The sequence below is a fragment of the Pontibacter diazotrophicus genome (assembly GCF_003367245.1).
In the GTDB taxonomy this organism is placed as follows: Bacteria; Bacteroidota; Bacteroidia; order Cytophagales; family Hymenobacteraceae; genus Pontibacter; species Pontibacter diazotrophicus.
The window spans coordinates 130,360-156,915 of sequence record NZ_QRGR01000015.1 but is presented as its reverse complement, the minus strand read 5'-3'; the positions used below and the strand labels follow the sequence as shown (position 1 = coordinate 156,915).

At 48.5% G+C, this 26,556-nt stretch carries 22 protein-coding genes; 4 read left to right on the top strand and 18 right to left on the bottom strand.

Annotation, left to right across the window (positions count from 1 at the left end):
• The first annotated feature begins 113 nt into the window (after positions 1–113).
• Positions 114–1,634, top strand: a complete 1,521-nt coding sequence (locus tag DXT99_RS15090) for a M43 family zinc metalloprotease (RefSeq protein WP_115566401.1) — start codon at positions 114–116, stop codon at positions 1,632–1,634.
• A gap of 223 nt (positions 1,635–1,857) precedes the next feature.
• On the opposite strand, the gene DXT99_RS15085 is transcribed toward DXT99_RS15090, so the two are convergent.
• The 3 genes from DXT99_RS15085 to prfA form a co-directional block, all read right to left on the bottom strand.
• Positions 1,858–2,280 (bottom strand): secondary thiamine-phosphate synthase enzyme YjbQ, encoded by a 423-nt coding sequence (locus DXT99_RS15085; RefSeq protein WP_115566400.1) that lies wholly within the window; start codon positions 2,278–2,280, stop codon positions 1,858–1,860.
• 87 nt (positions 2,281–2,367) lie between these two features.
• Positions 2,368–3,741, bottom strand: coding sequence for a hypothetical protein (locus DXT99_RS15080; protein WP_115566399.1), 1,374 nt, complete (start codon positions 3,739–3,741; stop codon positions 2,368–2,370).
• 230 nt (positions 3,742–3,971) lie between these two features.
• The gene (prfA, locus tag DXT99_RS15075) at positions 3,972–5,048 is read right to left on the bottom strand and encodes a peptide chain release factor 1 (protein ID WP_115566398.1); all 1,077 of its coding nucleotides are present in this window, start codon (positions 5,046–5,048) and stop codon (positions 3,972–3,974) included.
• Positions 5,049–5,346: 298 nt separating this feature from the next.
• Here prfA and DXT99_RS15070 point away from each other — a divergent pair, with 298 nt between their 5' ends.
• Positions 5,347–5,667, top strand: a complete 321-nt coding sequence (locus DXT99_RS15070; protein ID WP_115566397.1) for a thioredoxin family protein — start codon at positions 5,347–5,349, stop codon at positions 5,665–5,667.
• A gap of 7 nt (positions 5,668–5,674) precedes the next feature.
• Entirely contained in the window at positions 5,675–5,917 is a 243-nt protein-coding gene (locus tag DXT99_RS15065) for a DUF6952 family protein (protein WP_115566396.1), read from the top strand.
• Between the two features lie 410 nt (positions 5,918–6,327).
• Here the strand turns inward: DXT99_RS15065 and DXT99_RS15060 are convergent, their stop codons facing one another.
• The 7 genes from DXT99_RS15060 to rbfA all read right to left on the bottom strand — a co-directional run bounded on the left by DXT99_RS15060 (position 6,328) and on the right by rbfA (position 15,075).
• Positions 6,328–7,011: a carotenoid biosynthesis protein gene (locus DXT99_RS15060; RefSeq protein WP_115566395.1), complete on the bottom strand. Its 684-nt coding sequence runs from the start codon at positions 7,009–7,011 to the stop codon at positions 6,328–6,330.
• A 3-nt stretch (positions 7,012–7,014) separates the two neighbouring features.
• Positions 7,015–8,499 (bottom strand): 1-hydroxycarotenoid 3,4-desaturase CrtD, encoded by a 1,485-nt coding sequence (gene crtD / locus DXT99_RS15055; protein WP_115566394.1) that lies wholly within the window; start codon positions 8,497–8,499, stop codon positions 7,015–7,017.
• Positions 8,500–8,640: 141 nt separating this feature from the next.
• Entirely contained in the window at positions 8,641–9,084 is a 444-nt protein-coding gene (locus DXT99_RS15050; RefSeq protein ID WP_115566393.1) for an SRPBCC family protein, read from the bottom strand.
• Between the two features lie 291 nt (positions 9,085–9,375).
• Entirely contained in the window at positions 9,376–12,312 is a 2,937-nt protein-coding gene (locus DXT99_RS15045) for a DEAD/DEAH box helicase (RefSeq protein ID WP_115566392.1), read from the bottom strand.
• A gap of 223 nt (positions 12,313–12,535) precedes the next feature.
• A complete protein-coding gene (locus tag DXT99_RS15040) occupies positions 12,536–13,759 on the bottom strand; it encodes an ABC transporter permease (protein ID WP_115566391.1) in 1,224 nt (407 codons plus the stop codon).
• A gap of 101 nt (positions 13,760–13,860) precedes the next feature.
• Positions 13,861–14,670, bottom strand: coding sequence for a class I SAM-dependent methyltransferase (locus DXT99_RS15035; protein WP_115566390.1), 810 nt, complete (start codon positions 14,668–14,670; stop codon positions 13,861–13,863).
• A gap of 15 nt (positions 14,671–14,685) precedes the next feature.
• Complete coding sequence (rbfA, locus tag DXT99_RS15030) at positions 14,686–15,075, bottom strand: 30S ribosome-binding factor RbfA (protein ID WP_115566389.1); 390 nt, start codon at positions 15,073–15,075, stop codon at positions 14,686–14,688.
• Positions 15,076–15,279: 204 nt separating this feature from the next.
• Here rbfA and DXT99_RS15025 point away from each other — a divergent pair, with 204 nt between their 5' ends.
• Positions 15,280–16,683 (top strand): hypothetical protein, encoded by a 1,404-nt coding sequence (locus DXT99_RS15025; protein WP_147294232.1) that lies wholly within the window; start codon positions 15,280–15,282, stop codon positions 16,681–16,683.
• A 203-nt stretch (positions 16,684–16,886) separates the two neighbouring features.
• Here DXT99_RS15025 and rpiB read toward each other — a convergent pair whose 3' ends face one another.
• The 8 genes from rpiB to DXT99_RS14985 form a co-directional block, all read right to left on the bottom strand.
• On the bottom strand, positions 16,887–17,324 hold the full coding sequence (gene rpiB, locus DXT99_RS15020; protein ID WP_115566387.1) for a ribose 5-phosphate isomerase B: 438 nt from the start codon (positions 17,322–17,324) through the stop codon (positions 16,887–16,889).
• Positions 17,324–18,181 (bottom strand): twin-arginine translocase subunit TatC, encoded by an 858-nt coding sequence (gene tatC / locus DXT99_RS15015; protein WP_115566421.1) that lies wholly within the window; start codon positions 18,179–18,181, stop codon positions 17,324–17,326. The genes rpiB and tatC overlap by 1 nt, the downstream gene beginning before the upstream one ends.
• 30 nt (positions 18,182–18,211) lie before the next feature.
• A complete protein-coding gene (glyA, locus tag DXT99_RS15010; protein ID WP_115566420.1) occupies positions 18,212–19,486 on the bottom strand; it encodes a serine hydroxymethyltransferase in 1,275 nt (424 codons plus the stop codon).
• Positions 19,487–19,677: 191 nt separating this feature from the next.
• The gene (locus DXT99_RS15005) at positions 19,678–23,472 is read right to left on the bottom strand and encodes a choice-of-anchor D domain-containing protein (protein ID WP_115566386.1); all 3,795 of its coding nucleotides are present in this window, start codon (positions 23,470–23,472) and stop codon (positions 19,678–19,680) included.
• 644 nt (positions 23,473–24,116) lie between these two features.
• On the bottom strand, positions 24,117–24,812 hold the full coding sequence (locus tag DXT99_RS15000; RefSeq protein ID WP_115566385.1) for a metallophosphoesterase: 696 nt from the start codon (positions 24,810–24,812) through the stop codon (positions 24,117–24,119).
• A gap of 102 nt (positions 24,813–24,914) precedes the next feature.
• The gene (locus DXT99_RS14995; RefSeq protein ID WP_115566384.1) at positions 24,915–25,175 is read right to left on the bottom strand and encodes a hypothetical protein; all 261 of its coding nucleotides are present in this window, start codon (positions 25,173–25,175) and stop codon (positions 24,915–24,917) included.
• Positions 25,176–25,260: 85 nt separating this feature from the next.
• The gene (locus DXT99_RS14990) at positions 25,261–25,563 is read right to left on the bottom strand and encodes a hypothetical protein (protein ID WP_115566383.1); all 303 of its coding nucleotides are present in this window, start codon (positions 25,561–25,563) and stop codon (positions 25,261–25,263) included.
• A gap of 98 nt (positions 25,564–25,661) precedes the next feature.
• Entirely contained in the window at positions 25,662–26,519 is an 858-nt protein-coding gene (locus DXT99_RS14985; RefSeq protein WP_115566382.1) for an SDR family oxidoreductase, read from the bottom strand.
• Positions 26,520–26,556: the final 37 nt, after the last annotated feature.

Below are 26,556 nucleotides of genomic sequence, written 5' to 3'. Positions count from 1 at the left end.
GCATCTACCTAAAAGCCAGCGCATAGCAGCGGTAAATCCTATATAATTTATTATCTTGCAAAGATAACGTGGCACAGCAAGTGCTACAGTTTCTTTTACCATACTCTTGCCGCATGCGCACGTTTATTCTGACGGCCTTGATGTGCTTAGGCTTTGCCTTGCATACTTTTGCCCAAAACCTTAGTTCTGCTGTTAGCAGTGGCCGCACTTGTGCCACTGATGCGTATACAGCGTTACTACAGGCAGAGGACCCGGAATTGAAAGAGCGCCAGCAGGTACTAAAACAAAAAATTCAGCAGTCGTTGACACAACAAGGAGTAGGGCAGAAGCGGAGCACCGATGTTGTGGTTACTGTTCCGGTTGTGTTTCATGTGTTGTATAATGCTGAGGAAGAGAACGTGTCGGAGGCCGCTTTGCTGTCGCAGTTAGCGGTACTGAATGAGGATTTCAGAAGGATGAATGCGGATACCGCTAGCACACCAGAGCATTTCCGACCCTATGCCGCTGATACCAGAATTGAGTTCTGCCTGGCTTCTATAGACCCTAATGGAAATCTAACCAATGGCATCACCCGCACCCGCACAACCAACAGTTCCTTCAGCTATGTTAGTGATAATGTGAAGTATGCTGCAAAAGGTGGTACTGATATATGGGACAGAGACCAATACCTGAATATCTGGATCTGCAACCTGGGTGGTGACATCCAAAGTAATATCTTAGGCTATGCTACCCCACCTGGTTCCCGCGCTGTGAATGATGGCGTTGTGCTGCATTATGCTTCTGTAGGCGCACCGCCTGCCAACGATTTTAAATGGAATTACAACCAGGGCCGTACCGCAACGCATGAAGTGGGTCACTGGCTCGGACTGGGCCATATATGGGGCAGCGGCTCCTCCTGCACTGACTCTGACGGAATTGACGACACCCCAAATCAGCGGGAAGAAAATGGCGGGTGCCACACCGGAATAAAGAACTCCTGCGACGACAGCCCCTTCGGAGATATGTATCAGAACTACATGGACTACAGCGATGATGCCTGCATGAACCTGTTTACAAAGGGCCAGGCAGACTTTATGCAAGCTATACTTGCCACGTCGCGCAGCAGCATCCTGAATTCTCTTGCCTGTACCCGCACCCTGCGCTCCGACTTTGAAACCACTTCACCAAATGACACGCTGGTTATAGCAGGGAATACTGTCCTCTTTTCGGATGCCTCTGCGGGACTTCGCCCGGAAGCGTGGTACTGGGAATTTGAAGGAGGTGTTCCTGCTGTTTCTACACAGCAAAACCCATCGGTTACCTACCCAAGGCCAGGCAGGTACGGTGCTAAGCTCACAATAACAAACGGAGACCTGAGCAGCACAGAAGTAAAAGAGAAGTTAGTACACGTAACGGTAAGTGACCTGGTGGTGTATCCGAACCCAACAACAGACTTTCTCACTATAGAGCAGCCTGCCCGTATTCTGGTGCGCCAGGTAGAGTTGGTAAATAAGTTGGGGCAGGTAATTATTAACGAGCAAATCAGTAGCCGTGTGCTACGCCTCGACGTGCGCGACCTGCCACAAGGCCTTTATATCCTCCGCATAAAGAGCTCCAATGGCACAGAGGTGAAGCGAATTAGTGTGTTAAGGTAGTTTGCTAAAAGCATCAGGATGAAAGGCATCAGCGCTTTTTAGTCCCAGCGGGACGACCTGCTAGTAGCCTGATGGCTTTAAAATACCTTTAGCTCCGGAGGAGCGGCCTGTTTAAAATACATTTACAGGCCGCTCCTCCGGAGCTAGAGAAGGAATGATTTTCTTTCTATCAACAGTTCGCCCCGCTGGGGCTGTAGCATAACGCGTCAGTTTATGCCAGGATTTACTCTCCCTGTAACGTTACGACCACGGTGCGCTTAGAGGCGTGGTTGCGGTGCTCGCAGAGGTAAATGCCCTGCCAGGTGCCGAGGTTTAGTTTCCCTTTTGTTATAGGTACAGTTACAGAATTGCCGAGCAGGGCGGCTTTCAGGTGCGCCGGCATATCGTCTGAGCCTTCTAAGGTATGGCGGTAATAGGATTGGTTTTCCGGCACCATATGGTTGAAGTGGCTCTCAAAATCCTGACGAACCGTAGGATCTGCGTCTTCATTAATGGTTAAGCTGGCAGAAGTATGCTTGATGAAGACATGCGCCAGCCCCACGTTTATATCTTCCAACTCAGGCAGCTGCGCCTCCAGCAAATCGGTAATTAAATGAAAACCTCTTTTCACGGCTGGTAACCTTACTTCTTTCTGAAACCACTTCATAGCTTATTTTGATTTTGAATAAATAACTCTGAACGAGTTTATGTTATCGAGTACAGTTTGACTACACCAGATGCTACTTATATTACCTTAATCAACAGCTCGCTCAAAAGCGCCTGCGTCCGGAAGGCTTGTACTGCGGGTGGTGCCTTTCAGGTCTGATAGTACCTCTGGGAGAAACCTGGCAGCACTACTGGCAGGGGACAAAGTATCCAGGGTAAAATCGGCTTTGGCTGGCGCCTTGAATTTTGGCGCTTCATTCAGCTTGTTGCCATTTTGCGCAAAAGCTTCTTTGTATACCTCCGTCAGGAGCAGGTTGTTGCTTACCTCTGTAGCAGCATCCAAAGGTGATAGCAGCACTTCATCTTTTAAGCTGTAGCTGTCAGAGTATACAATAGAGTTCACCAGGCGCAGCGAAGTCGGCTGCTTCTCTATTTCTGTGCCCGGTATAAAATCTGTGACAACAAACAGCGGGGTTTCGCGCACCATCCTGTTGTTGTAGCTCACGATGGTAGAGTAAAGCACTTCATAATTACCGCCTCCCAGGCCTCCAAAGCCGTACTGCCCGCAGTTATAAATCAGGGTGTTCACCATCTTTACATCCGAGGTAAAGGCAACGATGCCATCCACATAGGCATGAGCTACTACGCATCCTTCCACCAGCGTTCCTGCATTGCCCGGGTTCCCGATGCGCAGGCCGTACAGGGTGTTTCGGATGTCGGCATACTTTATAATATTGTCGCTGCTCTTGGTCAGTATCCGGATGCCTTCCCACTGGCCAGGTGCTGTTTGGTAGGCTTCTTCCTGCCTGTAGCCCCCAAATACCACGCGCTCTTCCGGAGTACCCTCCACCAGCAGACGTCCGTTTACCAACAGCACCGATTTATCTGTTCCGTAAATGCGGGTTCCTTTTCTGATGGTCAGTGTAGCGTTTTCCTGCACCAGCACTGAATCCAGCAGGATATGCGGTTTATCATTTTCCCAAACGGTTTCCCCAATGGCCTCTTTGCGGTGGAAGTAAGCATTTTGCCCGTATGCCACCAGCTTTACATTTTGCTGTTGTCCATTCGTCCGGAAGAGGACAGAATCAGCAATCAGGAAAGGTAGGTTCTCATCTGATGGGTTGATATTAACCTTCACCAGCACATATAGGCTATCGCCGCCACGCAGCTCCACATCATTTGCCAGCGGGCTTTGCACTCCATTGATGGTAAGCTGATAAGGAGACGCAGCAGCACCCGCCAGCGTAATCTCGCTGATGCGGACAGCCTTCTCGTTGCGGTTGTATACCTTTAAGCGCTTGGTGATGCTGCCCCAGCTCACGAAAACTGTGTCGAACAATACAGTATCCGCCGAGAACTCCAGCACTGCAGCAGGATCTGTGGTAATCACCTCATCCCTTGGCTCACAGGAGAACAGGCAAAGCAGCAGGAGCAAGGGTAGTATGGCGAGGGTGTATTTCAATTTAATGGTATGTGAGTATGAAGTTGAAAGGGATATTAGCTCTAAGCAATGGCTGACTTATCAAACCACCCCTAACCCCTCCTTGTCCAAGGAGGGGAACTTTAGAAGAATTGTAAAACAGCAATTTAATCCATCAACAATATAGTAATAAGCAACAAAAAAGGGTGCAGCTTCAGCTATTCCTGCTTTACTGCACCCTTGCTATCGATAACTAAATTCTGTCGTTGTTATTACTCTGCAGCGGCACCTTCTTTCAGTCTCTCGGCATTCTCCGCAATACGCAGCTCTTCCACGAAGTCTTCGATACCGCCATCCATCACGTTTGGCAGGTTGTAAACGGTATAGCCAATACGGTGATCGGTTACGCGGCCTTGCGGGTAGTTATAGGTACGGATTTTATCGGAACGGTCACCGCCGCCTACCATGCTCTTGCGCTGCGCGCCTTCTGCTTCATTCTTCTTGGCCAGCTCAATCTCATAAATACGGGAACGAAGTACAGCCAATGCCTTGTCAAAGTTTTTCAGCTGCGATTTCTGATCCTGGCACTGCGCCACTATACCCGTTGGAATGTGCGTTAAGCGCACGGCAGAGTAAGTCGTGTTAACCGACTGCCCGCCAGGTCCTGAAGACATGAACAGGTCTTTACGGATGTCGTTCATGTCCAGATCAATGTCCAGTTCCTCCACCTCTGGCAGCACAACTACAGAGGCAACTGAGGTATGAATACGGCCCTGCGTCTCGGTAGCTGGCACGCGCTGCACGCGGTGCACACCGGACTCAAACTTGAGCTTGCCATATACGTCTTCGCCAGACATGCCCACGATTATTTCTTTATATCCCCCGGAAGTTCCTTCTGTGGCATCGATGAGCTCTGTGCGCCAGCCCTGCTTTTCAGCGAATCGGCTGTACATGCGGTACAAGTCACCGGCAAAGATAGAGGCTTCGTCGCCACCCGCACCTGCACGAATTTCCATGATGATGTCTTTGCTGTCATCCGGGTCTTTCGGGATCAGCATCTCTTTCAGATGCTCCTCCATCTCATCGCGCTGCGGAATCAGCTCGTCCAGCTCCTCTTTGGCCATTTCCCTGAAATCCTCATCCTTTTCTGTAGCAATTACCTGCTTGGCATTGTCGATGTTGCTCAGGATGTTCAGGTACTTTTTATATTCAACTACTATTTTGTCAAGGTCTTTATACTCTTTGTTCAGCGACTTATATTTCTTCATGTCGCTGGCCACATCAGGCTGGGTAAGCAACTGGCCTACCTCCTCAAATCGGTGATTGATGGCTTCTAACTTATCTAACATTGTTCTTCTCGGGTTTTATCTCTGCAAAGATATAAAATTGCAGTGTAGTTTCTTTAATACAATTCAGGCTAAAAAGTTGTTCAATGGCCGTAAAGTATTCATTTCTATAACCTTGCTACCTGCAATTATAGTTTCCGGGAGAGTGGTTAAAAACGGCTGTAAAACAATTCATACGTAGGGCTGTTGGCATTTTCAATAGCAAAAGCTGCATGTTTCACCTGAAACATTTAATTTTGTACCCAGTATCTTAAAGAGTACAATAACCTGATTTTTCAAACTGTAATAAAACGATAAACATATGGCCGTTATAAAAGCAACAGACAACGATTTTAGCGAAATACTTAATGGAAACCCAAAAGTGGTGGTGAAGTACTATGCCGACTGGTGTGGTAACTGCCGTCTGTTCTCTCCTAAGTTCAAGCGTATGTCTGATGATGAGCAATTTACAAATGTTGCCTTCGTGGATGTGAACGCTGAAAACAGCCCAGAGGCACGTAAGTTTGCCGGTGTTACAAACCTGCCTTTCTTCGCCACTTTCAAAAACGGAAAACTGGTTGACACTGTAGCCGCCAGCAAAGAAGAAGCCGTTCGTGACCTGATACACAAATTAGACGTTTAATAAACACATGAAGATACCTGCAATAAAGAAGCTTGTTGAAAATAACAATTTAAACGAACTGATGGCCGCTGAGGCAGCCATTGTAGATGAACAGCCAACTACCATTGAAGTAGAGGGAGAAGATGAAGGCGAGCAGCTAACGCACGTGCTGGCTGCTGTTTGGATTCTGAACGAGATGGAAGACAATGGCACTGATTTCAAAACTGCCCTGCGCATGTATACGCAAAAGGTGCGTGTTTCCATCAGCTAACAAAGCTTCTGTAAATCTTAATAAAAAGCGGAGGCCCCGAGTTTAAGTAACTCGGGGCCTCCGCTTTTATGTGCGTTCCTTTGAAAACTGTAACAAGGCTAGAAGTCTCATGTCGCTTTACTTAGATTACCTGGCTTACAGATTAATGTAACGCAAAACCATGTTTATTCATTTTAAGTCCTAGCGGGACGACCTGTTGATAGAAACTAACTTCGAGACTTCTTTAGCTCCGTAGGAGCGGCCTGTTTGGAATGCATAAGTGAACAGGCCGCTCCTACGGAGCTAAAAATTCCTGATATCTGATTTCTATCAACAGGACGTCCCGCTGGGACTGTTGCGTAACGTCAGTAACAGATTGTTCTTTGTGAAATACTCTTACGCCTTTTCTGTGCAATTAATCTCCAGAAAGGCTACAGCATAGTGAAAAGACAAATAAAGAACACCAGCTGCACCAGGTACACGTAAGGCGCCAGCTTATTTTTTTTAAAGAAGTGGGCTTTCTGAAAGTATAGCTGCAGCAAAAAAGCCACAGCAAACCAGCCAATGAAGTTAGATACAGGAATAGAGTCGCCTTGCCAGCTCCAGAAATCGTACTGAATGGCAACGGGTTCTATAAAATAATCCAGCAGCACCATAAGCAGTGCACCTGTGAGCGCCTTTGCCAGCCAGTGCAGTTTTAAGTAGTTGCTGATATGGCCGGTTGTGTATACCAGCATCAGCCAGTTCAGGCCAATGAGCAGGGGCACTTCCCAAAGCTTCAGACCCAGTGCAGCACCGTAACTATAGTCCCCAAACAGTAGACCAGTATGCACACCCAGGACTTCAGACAAAAAGCCCACCCCAAACACTACCACCGCAAAAAGCACAAAAGCCATGTTCCATCGCCGGTGAAAGCTAAAGAGTAGCACATTCGTCAGCAGCAGGTTCATTGGCGTCAGCTGCTGAAAATACTCCGGCTCGCCACTGAACAGCAGCCCCCATAAGCCTACGCCATGGAAGATGACCAACACAGCCACTGCAGCAGGCAACGCATACTTTTTGTACCTCTCAACGGTACCTTTTATAGCAGGAGCTTTATGTGTGGTTTCAGGCATACTTTATACTCTCTCAGCTGGTTCTACGGCTGGCACCAGTTCCCCGATAATTTTAGCAGAAAGCAGGCACAACGGAACACCGCCACCCGGATGCACGCTGCCGCCACAAAAATACAGTCCTTCAATCTGCGAGCTAAAGTTCGGGTGACGCAGGAAGGCGGCCATCATATTATTGGAGCTACTGCCGTACAAAGCGCCTGCAAAAGACGAAGTACGGCTTTCAATCAGAAGTGGGTCCAGCACCTGCTCCTGCTCTATAAGTTCTTCTATATTCGTGTGCAGCATGCCGCTGAGTTTCTTCAGCACTGTTTCACGGGTAGCAGCTATTAGTTGTTGCCAGTCCTGTCCCTGGTGGTGCGGCACATTTACCATCACAAACCAGTTTTCACACCCGGCAGGTGCATCTGCTGCCTCCAGTTTAGAAGTAATGTTCACATAAACGGTAGGATCAGGGCTGATGGTTTTACGCTGGAAGATATGCTCGAACTCCTTCCTATAATCTGCACTGAAGAAGATATTGTGCAGGTGCAGCTCCGGGAACTGTTTTCTGATGCCCCAGTAGTAGATAAGCGCAGAGCTGGAGCGTGGCTGCTTCAGCGTTTTCTCCGGGGCCGGGTGGTCGGGGAGGAGCCGGCGGTAAGTGGGCACTACATCCATGTTGCTCACCACGACATCCGCATTATAGTTTCCTTTTGCTGTTTTCACGCTCATTACTTTCCCGGCAAGCGTCACTATCTGCTCCACAGGCTCGTTATACCTGAATTCAACGCCCAACTCCTCCGCCAGCTTTACCAAGCTGGCCGCAATGGCAAACATACCGCCCTTTGGATAAAAAGCCCCTATGTTATGCTCTAGGTGCGGAATAATGTTCAGTGTGCCCGGTGCCTGGTAAGGGTCAGAACCGTTGTAGGTGGCAAAGCGATCCAGCAGCTGTACAAAGCGCGGGTCCTTAAATTTGTTTGCATTTGCCTGGTGCATCGTTGTAGTCAGTCCTAAGTCGGTAAGGCAACCCAGCGCCTTCAATATATCCGGGCTCAGGTAAGTACCCGCCTTGTGCAGCGACTTGTTCAGAAACGTGTCGGCAGTTCCTTTGTACAGCCGCCTGCTGCGGGCCAATACCTCCCGCACATCCTGCTCCGGCACCCCTAACTGTTGCGCTGCCTCCCGGGCAAACCGCTCCGGGTCAGCATAGGCTTTTAAATGGCTGCCGTCGGGCCAGAAGTAATGGGTGATAGGGTTAAGGCGGGTGTAGGTAAAGTAATTCGCAGGTTTTCGTCCGGCCAACTCAAAAAGCTCGTCCACGAGGCGCGGCAACGTAAACAGCGAGGGGCCGGCATCAAAGCGGTAGCCGCCCAGCCAGAACTCATGCATTTTGCCGCCAAAGCTGTCATTGGCTTCATATACTGTTACCTGATACCCTTTCAGGGCCAACCGGACAGATGCGGCAATTCCTCCTATGCCTGCTCCAACTATGGCTGCTTTCTTCATACCTATAATGTACGCAGTTTTGATCTTTTGTGCTCTTAACTAACAGAGCGGAAAAAGGTTTTATTTCAGCTGCAGGAGGCGATTTAAAATGAATGTATTCGTGTGTTTTGCTGAGCCAGGAGAGGCATGTTTCTTCTTTAGCTAATGCGTTCTCCTGAACACTTTCTGATAGACAGGCTTTCGCATACGAAACTGCGCCAGCATGAGCGGGTAAAGCAGCAGGTCCAGCAGTCTTATGCCAGTGCTGTAGGTGATAATGTCATGGATAATGGCACCGCTGCCGTTTTTAGTAACAAGGTGTTTGTGCTGCCAGTAGCGCAGGGGAGGGGGCAGTTCCTGGCCCTGGTCTATAAAATAAGCCTCTGCCCCGGTTATTTCCCTCTCGGTGATGAGGCTGGTCCAGCGAAAGGATTTTATCCCCGTCTGCAGTTCTATTTCCACTACATCGCCGGGCGCACTGCCATCAAAGCGCAGCAGTTTCAGGCGCGGGTAAGGCGGCGACAGCTTTCGGAACAGCTGCTCATCGAAGGCGTTAAACACAGCCATATAATCTTGCTGTACAGGTGTTTTCAGATGTAGCTGCATGTTTGACTGTTGTTTGTTGATTGTTAATTGTTGATTGTTTGAAACTGGCGCCGGTATCCAACCGGTGACGTATAGTGTGCGTGAGTCTCCAGACTCACTTGTATGGTTTCTCCAGTTCCGGGTCAAACCACCCCTGCCCCTCCTTGTCCAAGGAGGGGAGTAAAATACTACTGCTTTAACCCTCTTCCGGAACGAAAGTTTTATCTTCTCAAGAAGGAAAAGCCGCTGCAATGGTTCTTGCAGCGGCTTTTCCTTTAAATTTTCAACAACAATCAATAATTGACTATCACCCTAACTCAACAAGTTTTCAATATCATCCTTTGTCAGGTTCTTGATGATGGTTTCGTCGGTGCTGATGAGGTCGGTGACCAGTTGTATTTTGCGGTTCTGAAGCGCCAATATCTTTTCTTCTACAGTGTCTTTCGTGATGAACTTGTAGGTAAACACCGTGTTCTGCTGCCCGATGCGGTGTGCCCGGTCAACAGCCTGCGCTTCTACAGCAGGATTCCACCAGGGGTCCAGGATAAACACATAATCCGCAGCGGTCAGGTTCAGGCCCACACCACCCGCTTTCAGGGAGATAAGGAACACCTGTATGCTTTTATCGTTCTGGAAGCGCTCTACCTGCTCCTGCCGGTTTTTTGTGTTGCCGTCTAAATAAGCATAGGTTACCTTCCGTTCATCCAGCACCTTCCGGATAATCTCCAGGTGCTTCACGAATTGGCTGAAAATAAGCACTTTGTGCCCTTCACCAACTACACTCTTTGTCATGCGCAGCACCTCCTTCAGCTTGCCTGACTCCCCTTCGTAGCCGGGGTCCGTCATCAGCGGGTGGTTTGCAATCTGGCGCAGCTTTGTTAAGCCCTGCAAGAGCATGAATTGCGTATTGCCTGGCCCATGCTCTTCCAGGTTCGTCAGTATCTTATTACGGTAGAAGGATTTTGTTTCTTCGTAGGCATGCTCCTGTTCCTCCGTCATTTTGCAGAGGGTGGTATGCTCAATCTTCTCCGGGAGCTCCTTCGCCACCTGCGATTTATGCCTGCGCAGGATAAACGGTTTGATGAGCGCGTGCAGCCTACGTGTCTTGTGCTCATCCTTCTCCTTCTCAATTGGCTTCAAAAACTCTTTCCGGAAGAAATGCTGATTACCCAACAGGCCGGGATTTATGAACGACATCTGCGCCCACAAGTCCATCGTGCTGTTTTCTACAGGCGTACCCGTTAAGATGAGCCTGTGCCGCGACTTCAGCGAACGCACCGCTTTGGAGGTACTCGAGTCCGGGTTCTTTATAGCCTGCGACTCATCCAGTATGATATAGTCGAAGTAGTAGGTCTTCAGCAGTTCGGCATCGAGACGCACAATACCATAAGAGGTTAGTATCACATCGTAGTCCTGGAACTGCTCTACATTTTTACCGCGGTAGGTGCCTGTATAGGTCAGGATACGGAGGTCTGGCGTGAATTTTTGTGCCTCGTTTAGCCAATTGTATACCAGCGAGGTAGGCATGGCCAGCAACGAGGCAGACCCGGCGCCGCTTTCTTTTCGTTGCTGCAGCATCGCCAGCGTCTGCACGGTTTTACCCAAGCCCATGTCATCGGCCAGGCAGCCCCCGAATTTATAGTTCTGCACAAAGTGCAGCCAGTTATACCCTGCTTTCTGGTAAGGCCGCAGCTCTCCCACAAAGCCTGCCGGCATCGGTTGGTCTTCTATCGTCTCAAACTCACGCAGCTTCTCCAGCTTACGCGTCATGGTTACGGTGGCGAGGTTGCCCTGCTGCAGGTCGTTGACCAGCGACATGTGGTGCTTTTTTAGCGTCAGGTGGTCTTCTCCCTCCGAAAAGGCAAACAGTTCGATGTACTGCGTAAACCACTCTTCCGGTATAACAGCAATCTGGCCATTAGGCAGTAGAAACTCGTTGTTTTTGGTCAGGATGTGGTTCTTAAGCCGGATGAACGGGATTTCAAATTCTCCGAAGCGCACGGTTCCGTAAATATCAAACCAATCGTTTTTCTCGGTGATACCTACATCCAGCGTAATCTCGCCTATAAAATAGTTCTTTCCGCTCTTCTCTGACTGCTGCACCGTAAAGCCGAGTTCTTCTAACTCTGCCAGGTTACTGCTCAGCCAGGAAAAGGCATCGCTCTTGTCGAGCACCGCCTGTCCGTTCTTCACCTCCAGGGCACGCTTATTCAGCTCTTTTACAAAGGCTTTCTCATGGTTCAGGTCACGAATAAGCTTGTGAAAGACATATGAATCGGGAGTCTTCTCCATGTTCACGCTGATGCGCTTAGCCTCCTGCGTCTGCACCATATAGCCGCCGTACTGAAAGGCCAGGTTGAAAACGATCTTCGTGTTCTGGCCTGCACCGCGCTCTGTTCTGCCGTCGCCGTTACTGCCGTTCACTTTAACAGCAGGCGCTTCAGCGGCAGCTATCTCAGAGAACGTGAGATAGGGGCTTGGGGCATACTTCTCAGCCCGTATATCGAAGCCTTTGGCATGCACATCGAAAGACTCTACCAGCGGCGCCACAAACTTTTTGTAGTAGTTTTCCTCAACCGAACGCGGCACTACAATGAACTTCTTATTCAGAAATGGCTGCAGCTTTTTGCCATCCACATCCTTTTCAAAGCTGTATACCACATTATTGAGCATCAGCCAGGCGGGTTCGTAGCAAATCAGCTCCGCATTCCGGTACTGGAAGTCTAACTTTTGGCCGGCATACTTTATCGTTGGGAAATAATGGGTATTGTCGGCGTTTCGCATGAAATGGAACAGCACCGTGGCTCGCTCCGGGGCAATTTCAATGCGCTTCCAGGTGGGCTCGCCATCCTTGCCCATGATAAAGGTCATTTTGTTGCGGAGCAACTCCAGAATTTTGCCCATGCGCCCCTGAATGTAGTGGCTGATGGTTTCCTGCAGCGCCTTGTCTCCCTTCTCCGGGTCATAGGTCTTCAGGAAGAAATCAACAGGCGTCATTCTTTTAGAGGAAAAGCGCTTCAGAACGGCATCCTGCTGCACCTGATCCATGAGTGCGATAAGCTTGAAATCATCGACATCGAGCCGGGAAGCAAACTCATCCGCATTCTTAGCGGAGATATTCTGGTGTTGTAAGGTAAGCTGGCCTTTGGAGTTTACCTGCACCACGAAAGATTCAAACAAATACCCCAGGTATTCATGCTCAAAGAGCGAATAAATAACCTGAAAAGGCTGAGTGGTGTAGACTTTCATGCCAAAAACAGTTTTAGGGCTCCGAATTTAGCCTTTCTACTATTTATTTCCTATCAAAAACATTGTTTTTAGCCTATAACAGGAACATGAAGGATTTGGAAAATATAAATAGCGAGTCAGCTTGCCCAAAGTTTGCACCTTTTAGCCTTACGCATGTTTACACTTTATTTTTTTGAGTTGAAAATGCGCGCTTTCAGAACCTGCCAACAGCTATTTTTTGCTGTTAAATATTCTCCGTTACTGACATAGCAGCGGCTTTACGGGCGGGCCGCACAGATACTAGCAGGGTGATAACAACGATGGCTAAACCTGTCAGTATAAAGTCTCTTACCTCCATTTTCACCGGATAAGCCTCTACCACCGAGGTAGACATGCCCATACTCACCAAGCCAAAGGTCTGTTGCAGGTTGCAGATGAGCATGCCGATAGATAGCCCATATGCTGCCCCGATAAAGGCCACCAAGGCACCTTCCATTAAGAAGATATTACGGATGGTGTTAGCCGTAGCACCCATAGAGGCAAGAATGGCAATGTCTTTCTTCTTATCAATCACAAGCATAGAAAGGGAGAAGAAAATGTTGAGGGAGGCAATGCCCAGTATAAAAGCGAAGGTGATGAACACAAACAGCTTCTCTACCTTCACCGCGCGCAGCAGGCTGGTGTGTTGCTCATCACTGTCCTGTATCCTGAAGCTGTCTCCTAATTCCTGCTGTAAAGCAGCTTTTACCTGGTCCACCCGTGCCCCGTCCGCTACTTTTATCTCGATAGCGGTGCGGCGACGGCCATACTCCAGCAGCTCCGCAGCAAAATTCAACGGCACAAATACATAGGAATCGTCGTACTGCCGCTCTATGGCAAAAATACCCCCAGGGGCTATGTCCAGCACGTTGAAGGCTCCTTCCGGGTTAAGCGGGTTAAACCTGGTGTTGCGGGGATACAGAAACTGCAGCGGCACAAACTTATTGTTTGTCCTGATAGAAAGTTGGTACTGCACACCCCGGCCGACTAAGGCGTAGTAGGTATCGTTGCGAATTAACTCGCTATGGCCTTCCACCACCGACGAGTCTATTTCATTCTGCTCAAAGAAGTTCTCACTCACGCCCTTCACCTTTACCACCATCTGGCGGTCGTTGTAGCGCAGCAGGGCATTGTCTTCTATCACCTCCGACACCACCGCTACGCCCGGCATTTGGCGGATGCGATTCATGAACTCTGTATCGGTCTCAAAAGACTTTCCCTCTACAGCCGTAATCTTTAGATCAGGGTCAAAGCTGGAGTAGATTTCACGAATAAGGTCTTCCAAACCATTGAATACGGAAAGCACGATAATAAGCGCAGCCGAACCAACCGCAACCCCAATCATAGCGATGTTGGAGATAATGCTGATGATGTTTCTCTTCTTTCTGGAGAAAAAATACCGCTTCGCTATCAGAAAAGGAACATTCATCTTTTATTGCTGATTGTTTATTGCTGATTGTTTAATAGTTAAACGTTTATTGTTACACGTGCTGAGACAACAATTAAGCCATTTAACAATTCAACAATTAATTATTTCCAGGCTTTCACAATCAGGCCGGTACCTGATTTGTGGTTGCCGTTCACGTCCATCCAGTTCAGCACGAGGCATACCGGGAAGGTAATGAGGTAATAGAACGGCAAAACCAGGAAGAAAACTTTAGAGACGTTCAACAGCAGCAGCGGATACTTCATGGACAGGCGCCACGATATCTGCCCTGGCTTTCCGTATGAGTAGCGTGCTTTTATTTTGCTGAACCCGGCCAGCTTTAGTTTATCCTGTATCTCCTGGATGTTATAGCCATCGCGCACATGCTCTTCTATAAAAGAAGCTTCATCATCGCCATGCACATCGGAGCCGCCCTGGTCGGATGGTGTGGAGATAACAAGCATCCCGCCATGGCGCAGCGAGGCCTGGAAGTTTCGGAATACCTCCACATCCTCTAAGATATGTTCCATCACATCTACCGATAAAATAAGGTCGTAGCTTTTAGGCTCCCGGTACTTCACCAGGTCTGCAATCCGGAATAATACATTGTGGCGGCCAATGGCACGGATAAAGCAATTACTGTCGGAAATCTGCTCCTCCTTCACGTCCACTGCCAATATGCTCCACTTGCGGCTCATGCCAGACAGGTAGTACGTATACTGGCCAAAGCCGGAGCCTGCATCTAAAATGTGTTGCTCTTTGTCGCGGCGGCCTTTTGCCCACTCGCGCAGCTCTTTGTGCACGTGCCAGGTACGCAGCAAAAGCAGGTCCAGGAGCTTGTAAAACACGCGGCGCAGGAAAGGCGTTTTGTTAAACGCGTCACCAAGCACCCGCTTTATCGGGTCGTATTGCATAAAGGTGATGAGATACTATAAGCCTGGGTATGTTTCCTCGTCATCCTCGGTGGCAGGCGGTATTTCGATGTTGTCGAACAATTTATCAATGCGGGCAGCATATTCTGCGCTGTCATCCAAAAAGAATGCCAGTTCCGGCACAATTCTTACCTGCTTTCCGATACGCTGAGCCAGCAGATGGCGGATAGTTTTGGTATTGGCGCGTACTTCTAAAAGCAGTGCTTCTGCACTCTGCGCCATCATCACGCTTATAAATACCTTGGCCAGGCCCAGGTCCGGCGAAACCCGCACTACACTCACGGATATGAATGCGCCTCCAAAAAGGTGCGGCACCTCCCGTTGGAAGATGTCTGCTAATTCTTTCTGAATCAGGCGCGAAAACTTCTGTTGTCTTTTACTTTCCATATGAAGCTGCAAATATCATATTAATTTCGCATTTTTACCCCAAAAGCGCCTTACTCATTTCAGGTTTAGGGCTTTTGCATTGTTTTGGGACGAAAGCAATAGCCGGTTAGGCTTTAGGGCAGATAAGCATCCGCTTCTATCTTCTCTAAAGCTTAACCGGTCTCTCTTGTCCTTTATTGTAGTTCCTTCTAACTGTGTCTTTACTTGATTAGTTACTTCCGAAGCATACTGCCTTCCCGACTGATCCTGTTGGTTTTGCTTTTTCTTGCTATTCAGCTTCCGCTCATTTTATGGAACATATCTGCCACGGCACCCGAGCTGCTACACATGCTGGTAGGGGAGCGATTGTCGGATGGCTTTGGTATGTACCGCGACATATACGACAACACGGCCCCGGTCTCGGCGCTGGTGTTCTGGGCTTTGGATGCGCTGGCGGGGCGGTCTTTTCTGGCTTACCGGCTTACGGCGATGGGTTTGCTGCTGCTGCAGGCGCTGCTGCTGAACGTTACCCTTAACCGCCACAACGTATATGCCAGCAAAAATTACCTGCCTGCGCTGCTGTACCTGATTTTAGGGAGCCTTTCCTTTGAGTTCAACATGCTCACGCCGCTGCTCATCGGCAATACTTTCATTATCCTGTCGCTGCCATATATTATCACCCTTTCGCGGGAGGGATTTGACAATAACCGCCTGTTTGTGGGTGGGTTTATGCTGGGGCTGGCTGCCATGAGCTACCTGCCTCTGGCTATGTTCCTGCTGATAGGCGTGTTTGCTGTAATCTTCTTTGCCTCCAGCACCTTTAGGAGTATGCTGCTGATGTTGTGCGGTTTTGTTTTTCCGTATGCTGTCCTGCTCACCTACTACCTTTATACCAACACCACGCAGGAGTTTATTGAACTGCACCTGCTGCGCCCCTGGCAACTGCAGGTTAACTTTTTGCGTCCGCCAGCCGATGTGGCGAAGCTGATGGCCATACCAGCTATAGTGCTTTTACTCTCGCTGTTGAGCTCAGCTTCTCTGCCACAGCGCCTCGTTTTTCAGGACAAGTTTAAGCAGCTGATGTGGGTGTGGCTGTTCACCAGCTTCGTGGTCATTTTCACTAGAGACGAGATTTCGGTGGCTACCTTTATCCTTTTGCTGCCGCCAATAGCCTACTTCAGTGAATTCTTCTTTACCTCAAACCGCAAAATGTGGCAGCTGAACCTGGTTATCCTGTTGGTGATTGGCTGTATGCTGGTGTTGCGCTACAGGCACATGCTCCACATCAACAGGTTTCTAATGCTGGACGAGTCGCCGCTGCTGTTGCCAGAAGAGATCGACCTGCCGATGCAACAGGCTACCGTGCTGGTGCTGGGCAAAGATGTCAGCTACTACACACAAAACAAGCCTGTAACACCTTACCTGAACTGGAACCTGGCCCAGCGCCACTTCGGAAGACTGAATGAATACCAGGCGGTTTTTGAGATACACCAGAACTTCAGCAGGGAAATGCCCGCTTATATTGTAGATAAAGTGAACCTGATGCCTGAACTGAGTTATAAGCTGCCAGGCATTTTTGGAAAGTACAGCGCCACCAGCGCTGCAGGGGTTTATGAGTTGTCGGAGTAAGACTGCTTCCAAATTTCAATATCAAATGAGTCCTGCGCACAAAGTTGTTCTACAGAACCCACCCCTGCCCCTCCGAGGAGGGGAATTTGCAGATAGGAAAATATAATGCGTATTAATTAATTGATACTGGGATACCTGTAAAACAGAAGGGCGCTGCAACTTTTCATAAGTGCAGCGCCCTTTTAGTTATACTACAGGCAGCCTTAGCAGGCCGTGATTTTGTCTACGCGGGTTTGGTGGCGGCCACCTTCGAAACCAGTTGAGAGGAAAACTTTCACCATTTCGCGTGCCACATCCTCCGACACAAAACGGGCTGGTATACAAAGCACGTTGGCGTTGTTATGCTCCCGCGCCAGTTTAGCCAGCTCAGGTTTCCAGCATAATGCCGCACGTATATCGTGATGCTTGTTCGCCGTTATGGCTACACCGTTGCCACTCCCACAGATCAGGATGCCAAAATCAGCCTCCTCGTCTGCCACCGCTTTTGCAAGCGGGTGCACATGGTCCGGATAGTCCACAGAAGCGTCAGACTGAGGGCCAAAATCCTGTATCTGGTGGCCAAGCGCCTCGAGTACAGCTTTTACCATACTTTTGTAGGTATAGCCGGCATGGTCTCCTCCAATTGCAATGTTCAGTGCCATTATATCGTATTGTTTTCGTTCAGGTTCTTCAAATCTCTTTTACGTATTGACTTCGAGATGTTTATGCTTACCTCATATAATAGCATCAGTGGCATAGAGATCAGCAGCTGGCTGATAACATCCGGAGGCGTAATGATAGCCCCCACAACCAATATTATTACAAAAGCGTGGCGGCGGTACAGCTTCATCGTCTCGGCCGTTATCAATCCTGCCTTTGTCAGGAAGAACACAATCACGGGCATCTCAAACATAAAAGCACAGGCCAGGCACAGCGTGGTGAGGGTAGAGATATAAGACGAGAGGTCAAACTCATTTATAATCGTTGGGTCTACCTGGTAACCTGCCAAAAAGTTAATGGAAATGGGCGACACCACATAATAACCAAACAGCAAGCCCATCACGAACAGGATAGATACAAAGAATACTGCTCCCTGCGAGTTTTTCTGTTCCTGCGGATAAAGGCCTGGTTTTACAAAACGCCATATCTCCCAGAAGGCATAGGGGAAGGCACATGCCAGACCCAACAAGACAGACACAAGTAAGTGCATCGTGAACTGCCCGCTCATCTGCCGGCTTTGGATGGTAAAGCCCATCTCGGTTACACAAAGCACATCAGAGCCTATATAATTTCCAATATCGCACATTACCCGGTAACTCAGGAAATCTGTGCGGGAGGGAGCCAGAATGATATCATGAAAAACAAAGCTCTTTGCTAAAAAAGCAATGGTTGCGAATACAAGGATAGAGGCCAGCGCCCGTATGAGATGCCACCTCAGCTCCTCAAGATGATCCACAAAAGACATCTCTTGCGGCTGCTCTTCTCCTAGCTGCTCTTCTCCTATCTGTGGTTGATCCATCATCACGATTGTGGCCCCTGTTCTATAGTGTTAGTAAGCAAAAAGCGGATACTCCTGCATCCAGCTGTTAATGTCTTTGCGTGCTGCACTGATCTTGCTGTCGTTCTCATGGTTTGTCAGCACATCATCGATCAGCTCTACAATACGCGCCATGTCGTTTTCTTTCAGACCACGGGTAGTCACAGCGGCTGTGCCTACGCGCATTCCTGAAGTCACGAATGGTGATTTATCGTCAAAAGGCACCATGTTCTTATTGATGGTGATATCGGCTTTCACCAGCGTGTTCTCTGCCAGCTTGCCTGTCAACCCTTTCGAGCGCAGGTCGATCAGCATCATGTGGTTGTCTGTACCTCCTGATATGATGTCGTAGCCTCTTTCTACAAAAGCTTTGGCCATCGCCTGCGCATTTTCCTGCACTTGCTTTACATAACTCAAATAGTCATCAGAAAGTGCCTCGTAGTACGCCACTGCTTTCGCAGCAATCACGTGCTCCAGCGGTCCGCCCTGCGTGCCCGGGAAAACAGCGCCATCCAGCAGCGACGACATCATGCGTGTTTCGCCCTTTGGTGTCTTCAGACCATACGGGTTCTCGAAATCTTTCCCCAGCATGATCATACCGCCTCTTGGGCCGCGCAGTGTCTTGTGCGTAGTGGTGGTTACAATATGGCAATGCTCAAACGGGTTGTTCAGCAAGCCGCGTGCAATCAGGCCGGAAGGGTGGGAGATGTCTGCCAGCAGCAGGGCACCTACCTCATCGGCAGCGGCACGCAGTTTTTTATAGTCCCAGTCGCGGCTGTAGGCAGAGGCACCACAGATTATCAGCTTCGGACGCTCCTTACGGGCTGTCTCCACTACTTTATCAAAATCGATAAGGCCTGTCTCCTGCTCTACACCATAAAAAGACGGGCTGTACAGCTTACCAGAGAAGTTCACCGGTGAGCCATGCGTTAAGTGCCCGCCATGCGAGAGGTCAAAGCCAAGAATCTTGTCACCAGGCTGCAACAACGCCAGCATAACTGCAGCATTTGCCTGCGCACCGGAGTGTGGCTGCACGTTTACCCACTCTACACCGAACAGCTCTTTGGCACGGTCAATGGCCAACTGCTCCGACTGGTCTACTATTTCGCAGCCGCCATAATAGCGTTTGCCCGGCAAGCCTTCCGCATATTTGTTGGTCATCACGCTGCCCATGGCCTGCATCACCTGCTCTGAAACAAAGTTCTCAGAGGCAATCAGTTCGATGCCGTGCGTCTGGCGGGCTTTCTCTTTCGCTATAAGGTCAAATATGGCTGTATCTTTTTGCATTGCTTCGGTTGGTTTATAGCTTTCAAAATTAAAGTATGCTACGGAATAAACCAATGTTTCAGAAGTTTATATACAGCGAGGCATTAGTTAGCAGATTTAAGAGGTGCAGAAATCAGCAGTAGAAAGTTCTTTAAAAGCAAAAGCCCGGTACCATATGGCACCGGGCTTTTATACTACTAAGGTTTAAGCTGTTACTGCTTCACTACTTTTACCTGGCGGCGCAGGCCATTCATCTCAACTGTTAGCATAAACAGGCCGCTAGGCAGTTGGTCGTAAAGTGGCAGCTGTATTTCTGTCTGTCCTTCTCTAACGTCCACTGTTTTCTGATAAAGCTGCTTGCCAGTTAAATCGTGCAGGGTTACAGCTGCTTTGCCGCTTGCATCTACTGTAATGTATACTTTCGAGTTGTAGTTGATTGGGTTCGGCGCTACCAATACTTGCAATGCAGCACCCTGAGCTCTTCCTGTTACGGCTACCACTTTGCTGTAAGCAAAAGTTCCGTCCAGGTCCACCTGCTTCAGGCGATAGTAGCGCGTACCGCTGGCATTGCCCATGTTGTGCGTAAACGCATAAGAAGTGCGGATGCTGCTGTTTGTTGTCTTGCTATCTACACGTCCTACTTTCTCAAAACTTACACCGCTCAGCGATGTCTCTACCTCGAAGTGAGAGTTATCCTGTTCCGAAGCCGTTTCCCAGGTCAGCAGCGCCTTGTTTCCTTGAACGGCTGCTTTGAAGAAGATAAGTTCTACCGGGAGTGGGGTGACAGAACCAGTTATATACAACTCTTCTGCATCTGCGTCTTCCGTAACATGAACGATTGTTGCAGTAGTACTACTGGTTTCATCAACAGGAGAAAACTTAACATAGATGGTTGTTAGCTCAAGTGTATTATTAACAATACCCTCTGTAATGTTAATTGTATTACCAAATCCTTCTGTTGGAGACAGAGAAATTGTATACGGACCTGGCACACCACTTACGTCTAAGGTTACTCCAGCACCATCATTAAGGTATTCTGCTGATACCTCGTACTGCTGTATTGCGCTACTTCCTTCTTCTACATTGCTAAAGGTCATTTCAGTGGTGGACAGTGTTATTTTAGGCACTAGTACAGTATAAGTCGGCGTAGAGCCAGAACCGTTGACGTTAGACACGGTGATAGCACCAGTCTCGGCGCCCACCGGCACTTGCGCCTGCAGTGAAACGGAACCGTCGCTGTTGGTGATAGCGGCAAAGGCAGCCGCCGCCCCGCCGGTGAACACCACCGACGTCACGTCCGACAGGTTGTCTCCGGAAATAATCACGTAGTCGCCAACTCTGCCGGAGGTCGGGCTGATGGTCAGGTTAGAAGGAACGGGCTTGAGCACTGTGAACTCTATAGAGGCCGTACCATCAGCGGTTGTCACTGTCAGAGGGCCTGTCGTGGCACCTAGCGGCACCTCAGCGTATACGATGGTACCATTGCTGGCAGGATCCTCCTCAAAAGCTGCGCCCACGCCGTTGAAGATTACTGCCGTTACACCACTTAAATAAGTGCCCGTGATAGTCACTATCTCCAGCTCATAGGCTGCTGGTGGGTCTACCGAAGTAATGGTTGGTTTGATTACTGTATAAGTCGGGGTAGTGGCCGAGCCATTGGCGTTGGACACGGTGATAGCACCTGTCTCGGCACCTGCCGGCACCTGAGCCTGCAGTGAAACGGATCCGTCGCTGTTGGTGATAGCTGCAAAGGTAGCCGCCGCCCCGCCGGTGAACACCACCGACGTCACATCAGCTAGGTTATCACCGGAAATAATCACGTAGTCGCCAACTCTGCCGGAGGTCGGGCTGATGGTCAGGTTAGAAGGAACGGGCTTGAGCACTGTGAACTCTATAGAGGCCGTACCATCAGCGGTTGTCACTGTCAGAGGGCCTGTCGTGGCACCTAGCGGCACCTCAGCGTATACGATGGTACCATTGCTGGCAGGATCCTCCTCAAAAGCTGCGCCCACGCCGTTGAAGATTACTGCCGTTACACCACTTAAATAAGTGCCCGTGATAGTCACTATCTCCAGCTCATAGGCTGCTGGTGGGTCTACCGAAGTAATGGTTGGTTTGATTACTGTATAAGTCGGGGTAGTGGCCGAGCCATTGGCGTTGGACACGGTGATAGCACCTGTCTCGGCACCTGCCGGCACCTGAGCCTGCAGTGAAACGGATCCGTCGCTGTTGGTGATAGCTGCAAAGGTAGCCGCCGCCCCGCCGGTGAACACCACCGACGTCACATCAGCTAGGTTATCACCGGAAATAATCACGTAGTCGCCAACTCTGCCGGAGGTCGGGTTGATGGTCAGGTTGGCTGGAATAGGCTTGAGCACTGTAAACTCGATGGAGGCCGTGCCTCCGAGAGTTGTCACTGTCAGAGGGCCTGTCGTGGCACCTAGTGGCACTTCGGCGTAGATGATAGTATTACCATTTGGATCTACACTCTCCTCAAAAGCCGCGCCCACGCCGTTGAAGGTTACTGCCGTTACACCACGAAGATTTGTACCCGAAATAGTCACTACTGCTAGTTCATAGGCTGCTGATGGGTCTACCGCAGTTATAATGGGAGTTTTATATAGTACAGTAAAGTTAATAGTGTCTGTACCGCCAGGTGTTGTCACCGTTAAAGGACCTGTTGTCGCACCAACAGGCACGGTAGCATCTATCACTGTATTGCCATTGCTGTCTTGGCGTACCGTAAAAGTTGCGCGCACTCCATTAAAAGAAACTACTGTTTCAAGATCCAAATAGGTTAAATAGGAACCAGAAATAGTTACTACATCCAGTTCGTATGCCTCTGCCGGATTTACAGACGAGATTTCCGGTGTCGGAACAACATCAAAAGACTCACTATTTGTATTCAATGCACCTGCCGATACAGTTATAGGTCCATCTACCGCTCCTGCTGGCACAAATGTACGTATTTGTGTATCGCTTATAATGGTAAAGGAGGCAGTTACTCCATTGCTAAACTGTACCTTGTCAACATTAATAAACTCTGAACCCTCAATAATTATTTCTTTGTCAACACCACCAAGATAGGATGACAAGCTGGTAATTACGGGTTGTAGAATGGCACCTGTACCTTGAAGCAGAATTTTGTATGGGTTTTCATCACTGTCATTATTCGCCACCTGTACTTCTGCATTCAATGTACCCACAACGGTTGGGCTAAAGGTTACCTGAAAGGTGGCGGTCTGAGAAGGTTCTAAGGAAGCTGCATAACCCACAGTTGTAATGGAATAATGTTGAGGATTTACACCTGTTAAAACTGGAGGATCAAGGCTTAATGTACTTGTACCGATGTTTTCTATTGTAACCTCGACTGTCTTAGACTTTTTCAGGTTAACAGTACCAAAGTTATGTGTACTACCACTCAGGAAATTGGCACCTGCTATTTTCATGTTCACTTCTGGCCCTGCAGGAACAGCGGTGATCTGTGCATTATCCAAGTAAAGAGTCTTAACCCCTTTCGTCTGCATATATAGCCTGACAGATTTAGTTGTAGAACTTAGCGCTCTTTCGACAGGGTAGCTATTACTACTTCCTGCTAATACACCACTGTTTGAATCAATGTTGTCTCCTACCGCCGTGTAGCCGCTTCCTACTGTACTCGATTCGAGCACCTGAAATACACCGTCAAATTTTCCGCTTAATCCCGAAGCTCTCAGGTTAAAAGAAACTTTATCAGGCACACCTGTGAAGTCTATTTGTACATAAGTAGCACTAGCCGTGTAGCTGGCAGAGCTGTTTTCTCCTGCATTTGTCGTAGGTACGTTCGTAGCATATTCGCCCACACCAGAACTAGTCCAGCCCTGAGGCAATATAGACCAGCTTGTATTGCTTGTTGGCAAAGTCGCTTGCGCAAAACTTTGCGTCACAAAACCAATCATGAATAAACACTGCAGAAGCAGCGAAAGAAGAAGCCTGTTCTTACGAGGGGGTGGGTAGACCTGTGCCATAAATTGTACTTTAAGTTTTAAAAATATAATTAGGTATATTCCTATATTAATGGTTTTATATCCACACAAATAACTATATTTTATTTTATAGTTAAGCAAATATTTAGAACTATTTTTTTATCATTTCTTTTAAAATATAGGAAAAACTTAATACATATAAGGAATAATGAAACTCAAACTAATTGCCTATAACAAGCTTCTCGTAGGCATTATGAGTTGCTTTACCCCTTGTTAATAACCTAAACCTTTATCATTGCTACTCATATTTTATGAGAAGTAAACTGTACTTTATATTAAACTACTATTGCTTATAAGATTTATTCAACTACACTATATATAAATACCGATATATCCTTTTCCCCCAGTAAAATCCCAACACTGATTGCACAATTCTATTTCACAGGCAGTGTATCAAAAGATTAGTTAATGCTATGGTTTAGGCTCCAGATTTAAAGGAAGCTTTTTGCGAAGAGTTTCCGATACTGTGGTTCAGGAAGAGGAATATAGGAGATCAGCACCTACACATTGCAAGGCTCACAATAACAAAGGGCGCACAGTTTATAAAGACAATGCAGGAAAAACAACCTCACCAATGCAAATAAAGGCAGTTTTCCCCTCTTTATTCGAGCTATTAATGAAGGCTTCTAGCTCTTCCGGGCCACAGGGTAAGGCCGATCCAGATTGGGCTGTATGTACAGTTCCTGTGTGTCTAAATCCAGTGCGATGAGGTTGCCGTAAGCGGCGTTTCGGTAGTAGACGCAGCCGGCGTCCAGGTTCAGTTGCTGGTCTTTATGGGAAACTGATTTTTTAATGCTATGCAGGGCGGTGGGGGTATGGCCGTGGAGCAGGCCTTTGTTATCTATTCTTTGCCAGTCTACATCATAGCCCCGGATGTTCAGCATGGCGTCTTTATCCGCGAAAATATCTTCCTGCGTAAAGTTAAACCCGGCGTGCACGAGGTAGTAGTCCGGCAGTTCGAGGTGGTAGGGAAGGCTTTTGAGGAATTCTCTGTATTTTTTTGGCAGGTCTTCAAAGGACTCTATTTGGAAACTCTCCAGTACAAGCTTCTTCTCGGTGTCTGTTAAGCTTAAGACTTTGGGGCCTTTTTTAGCGGCTTTGAGCAGCATCTGGTCGTGGTTGCCACGCAGGCAATAAACTTGGTACTGTTGCTCCTGTAGTTCCAGTATAAAATCGATGACACCTTTGCTGTCGGGCCCTTTGTTTACCAGGTCGCCCAGCACGTACAGTTCGTCTGTTTTCTGGAGGTTTAGCTGCTCATGTACGAGCGCTCTGAAAGTACGGGCACAGCCGTGTATGTCGGTCAGGGCGTAGCGGGCCATGTGGTTTGGAGAATTGCGAGTTGGTGAGGCAAAGGTAGTACAAAGAGAAATAGCACCCGTTGCAGCAGGTGCTATTTCTCTTTGTACTTAAGGTAAGGTTAATTAATTATACTTGTTGTTGTCAATACCAGGCTTGTTGGTGTTACGGTTCGGGTTGTTGCTTAATATATTCGTCCCCGTCTCATCTACATCTGGCGCAACATCATCCGGTCCATCCGTATACCTGTCTTTTAGTTCTTCATGCTCTGCGCGCGTTTGGCTTCCAGGATCCACTGGCTTTCCGCCGGCTGCTTTGTCCTGGCCTCTTCCTGTTGGTTTTCCTTCGTTTTCTGCGCTTCCTTGTGTGTGCTTATATGATGGCATAATTTCCTCCTTCTAATTTTAATGAAACATAAGGCACTGCACATAAAACATACTACAGCACCTGTACTTAAACTTTTTGATTGGCTTATGAGCCGCGTCCTTCTTCTTCGGTCCGCATGTTATCCGCTGGCGGAACACCGTCATCGGAATAATCATTTACACCAGTAGCGCTTGGTCCGTTGCCAGCGGTGTCGCTGCCATAGCCTTCTTTTCCGTCGCGGTTACCGAAGCCTCCGCGCTGGTGCTCGTTCTTTGGCGGATCTGCACCCGGTATAATATGCCCGGCCTGCATCTCCTCCATACTGGTGTCGTCTTCTATTACCTGGAAGCCCCTTTTGTTGGGCTCCTGGTTCTTCAGTTTATTTTTATCTTCTTTATCTTCAGCCATAATCGTAGTTTTTAATAAACAGGCTCCTTTTATGTAATTATGAAAGGCTCCCTTAATAGGTTTTACTCCTTTAAGGCCTGTTGGGTTCCGGGTTTGGCTTAGGTAGTCACCATTTCGCCGCCGTTGATATGCACTATTTCGCCAATCGTAAATGCTGAATCCTCTGATGCCAGATACACATAAGCCGGTCCTACTTCTGATGGCTGGCCTGCCCGCTTCAGCAGCGTGTTAGAGCCGAATTCATGTACTTTTTCTCCGCTGAAAGATGCCGGAATAAGGGGAGTCCAGATAGGGCCTGGTGCTACACCGTTTACGCGTATTCCCTTGTCTGCCACCATTTGCGCCAGTGTACGGGTAAAGGTGAGGATAGCTCCTTTTGTGGAAGAATAGTCGAGGAGCAGTTTATTGCCGTGGTATGCTGTCACGGATGTGGTGTTGATGATGGTGCTGCCCTCTTTCATGTGGTCTAAGGCTGCCTGCACAAAGTAGAACATCGCGAAGATGTTGGTCGCAAAGGTGCGGTGCAACTGTTCTGTAGATATATCACGGATGTCTTCTTTTGCATGCTGCTCTCCTGCGTTGTTTACCAGAATGTCCAATTTGCCGAGTTCATCTACTGTTTTCTGAACAGCATTGCGGCAGAACTTTTCTTCGCCCACGTCGCCGGCTATCAGCAGGCACTTTCTCCCTTCTTTTTCGACCATTTTCCTGGTGTCCTCGGCGTCTTGGTCTTCATTCAGGTATACAATGGCCACATCAGCTCCCTCACGGGCAAAGTGTACCGCCACAGAGCGGCCGATACCGCTATCGCCACCTGTTATCAGGGCTACTTTATCTTTCAGCTTTTCGCTGCCTTTGTAGTTTTCCCGGATAACTTCCGGTTCCGGGTTCATCTTATGCTCTTTCCCTGGTTGTTCCATCTCCTGAGGCGGAAATGATTTTGGTTTGTTTTCCATAGCTTTTATAGGTTATAGTTCGTTACAAACTAAACTA

What these genes read in the sequence shown, in the direction of transcription:
- DXT99_RS15090 (WP_115566401.1), top strand. Translation starts at nt 114, where the DNA reads ATGCGCACGTTTATTCTGACGGCCTTGATGTGCTTAGGCTTTGCCTTG.
- DXT99_RS15085 (WP_115566400.1), bottom strand. Translation starts at nt 2,280, where the DNA reads ATGAAGTGGTTTCAGAAAGAAGTAAGGTTACCAGCCGTGAAAAGAGGT.
- prfA (WP_115566398.1), bottom strand. Translation starts at nt 5,048, where the DNA reads ATGTTAGATAAGTTAGAAGCCATCAATCACCGATTTGAGGAGGTAGGC.
- DXT99_RS15070 (WP_115566397.1), top strand. Translation starts at nt 5,347, where the DNA reads ATGGCCGTTATAAAAGCAACAGACAACGATTTTAGCGAAATACTTAAT.
- DXT99_RS15065 (WP_115566396.1), top strand. Translation starts at nt 5,675, where the DNA reads ATGAAGATACCTGCAATAAAGAAGCTTGTTGAAAATAACAATTTAAAC.
- DXT99_RS15060 (WP_115566395.1), bottom strand. Translation starts at nt 7,011, where the DNA reads ATGCCTGAAACCACACATAAAGCTCCTGCTATAAAAGGTACCGTTGAG.
- crtD (WP_115566394.1), bottom strand. Translation starts at nt 8,499, where the DNA reads ATGAAGAAAGCAGCCATAGTTGGAGCAGGCATAGGAGGAATTGCCGCA.
- DXT99_RS15050 (WP_115566393.1), bottom strand. Translation starts at nt 9,084, where the DNA reads ATGCAGCTACATCTGAAAACACCTGTACAGCAAGATTATATGGCTGTG.
- DXT99_RS15045 (WP_115566392.1), bottom strand. Translation starts at nt 12,312, where the DNA reads ATGAAAGTCTACACCACTCAGCCTTTTCAGGTTATTTATTCGCTCTTT.
- DXT99_RS15040 (WP_115566391.1), bottom strand. Translation starts at nt 13,759, where the DNA reads ATGAATGTTCCTTTTCTGATAGCGAAGCGGTATTTTTTCTCCAGAAAG.
- DXT99_RS15035 (WP_115566390.1), bottom strand. Translation starts at nt 14,670, where the DNA reads ATGCAATACGACCCGATAAAGCGGGTGCTTGGTGACGCGTTTAACAAA.
- rbfA (WP_115566389.1), bottom strand. Translation starts at nt 15,075, where the DNA reads ATGGAAAGTAAAAGACAACAGAAGTTTTCGCGCCTGATTCAGAAAGAA.
- rpiB (WP_115566387.1), bottom strand. Translation starts at nt 17,324, where the DNA reads ATGGCACTGAACATTGCAATTGGAGGAGACCATGCCGGCTATACCTAC.
- tatC (WP_115566421.1), bottom strand. Translation starts at nt 18,181, where the DNA reads ATGGATCAACCACAGATAGGAGAAGAGCAGCTAGGAGAAGAGCAGCCG.
- glyA (WP_115566420.1), bottom strand. Translation starts at nt 19,486, where the DNA reads ATGCAAAAAGATACAGCCATATTTGACCTTATAGCGAAAGAGAAAGCC.
- DXT99_RS15005 (WP_115566386.1), bottom strand. Translation starts at nt 23,472, where the DNA reads ATGGCACAGGTCTACCCACCCCCTCGTAAGAACAGGCTTCTTCTTTCG.
- DXT99_RS15000 (WP_115566385.1), bottom strand. Translation starts at nt 24,812, where the DNA reads ATGGCCCGCTACGCCCTGACCGACATACACGGCTGTGCCCGTACTTTC.
- DXT99_RS14995 (WP_115566384.1), bottom strand. Translation starts at nt 25,175, where the DNA reads ATGCCATCATATAAGCACACACAAGGAAGCGCAGAAAACGAAGGAAAA.
- DXT99_RS14990 (WP_115566383.1), bottom strand. Translation starts at nt 25,563, where the DNA reads ATGGCTGAAGATAAAGAAGATAAAAATAAACTGAAGAACCAGGAGCCC.
- DXT99_RS14985 (WP_115566382.1), bottom strand. Translation starts at nt 26,519, where the DNA reads ATGGAAAACAAACCAAAATCATTTCCGCCTCAGGAGATGGAACAACCA.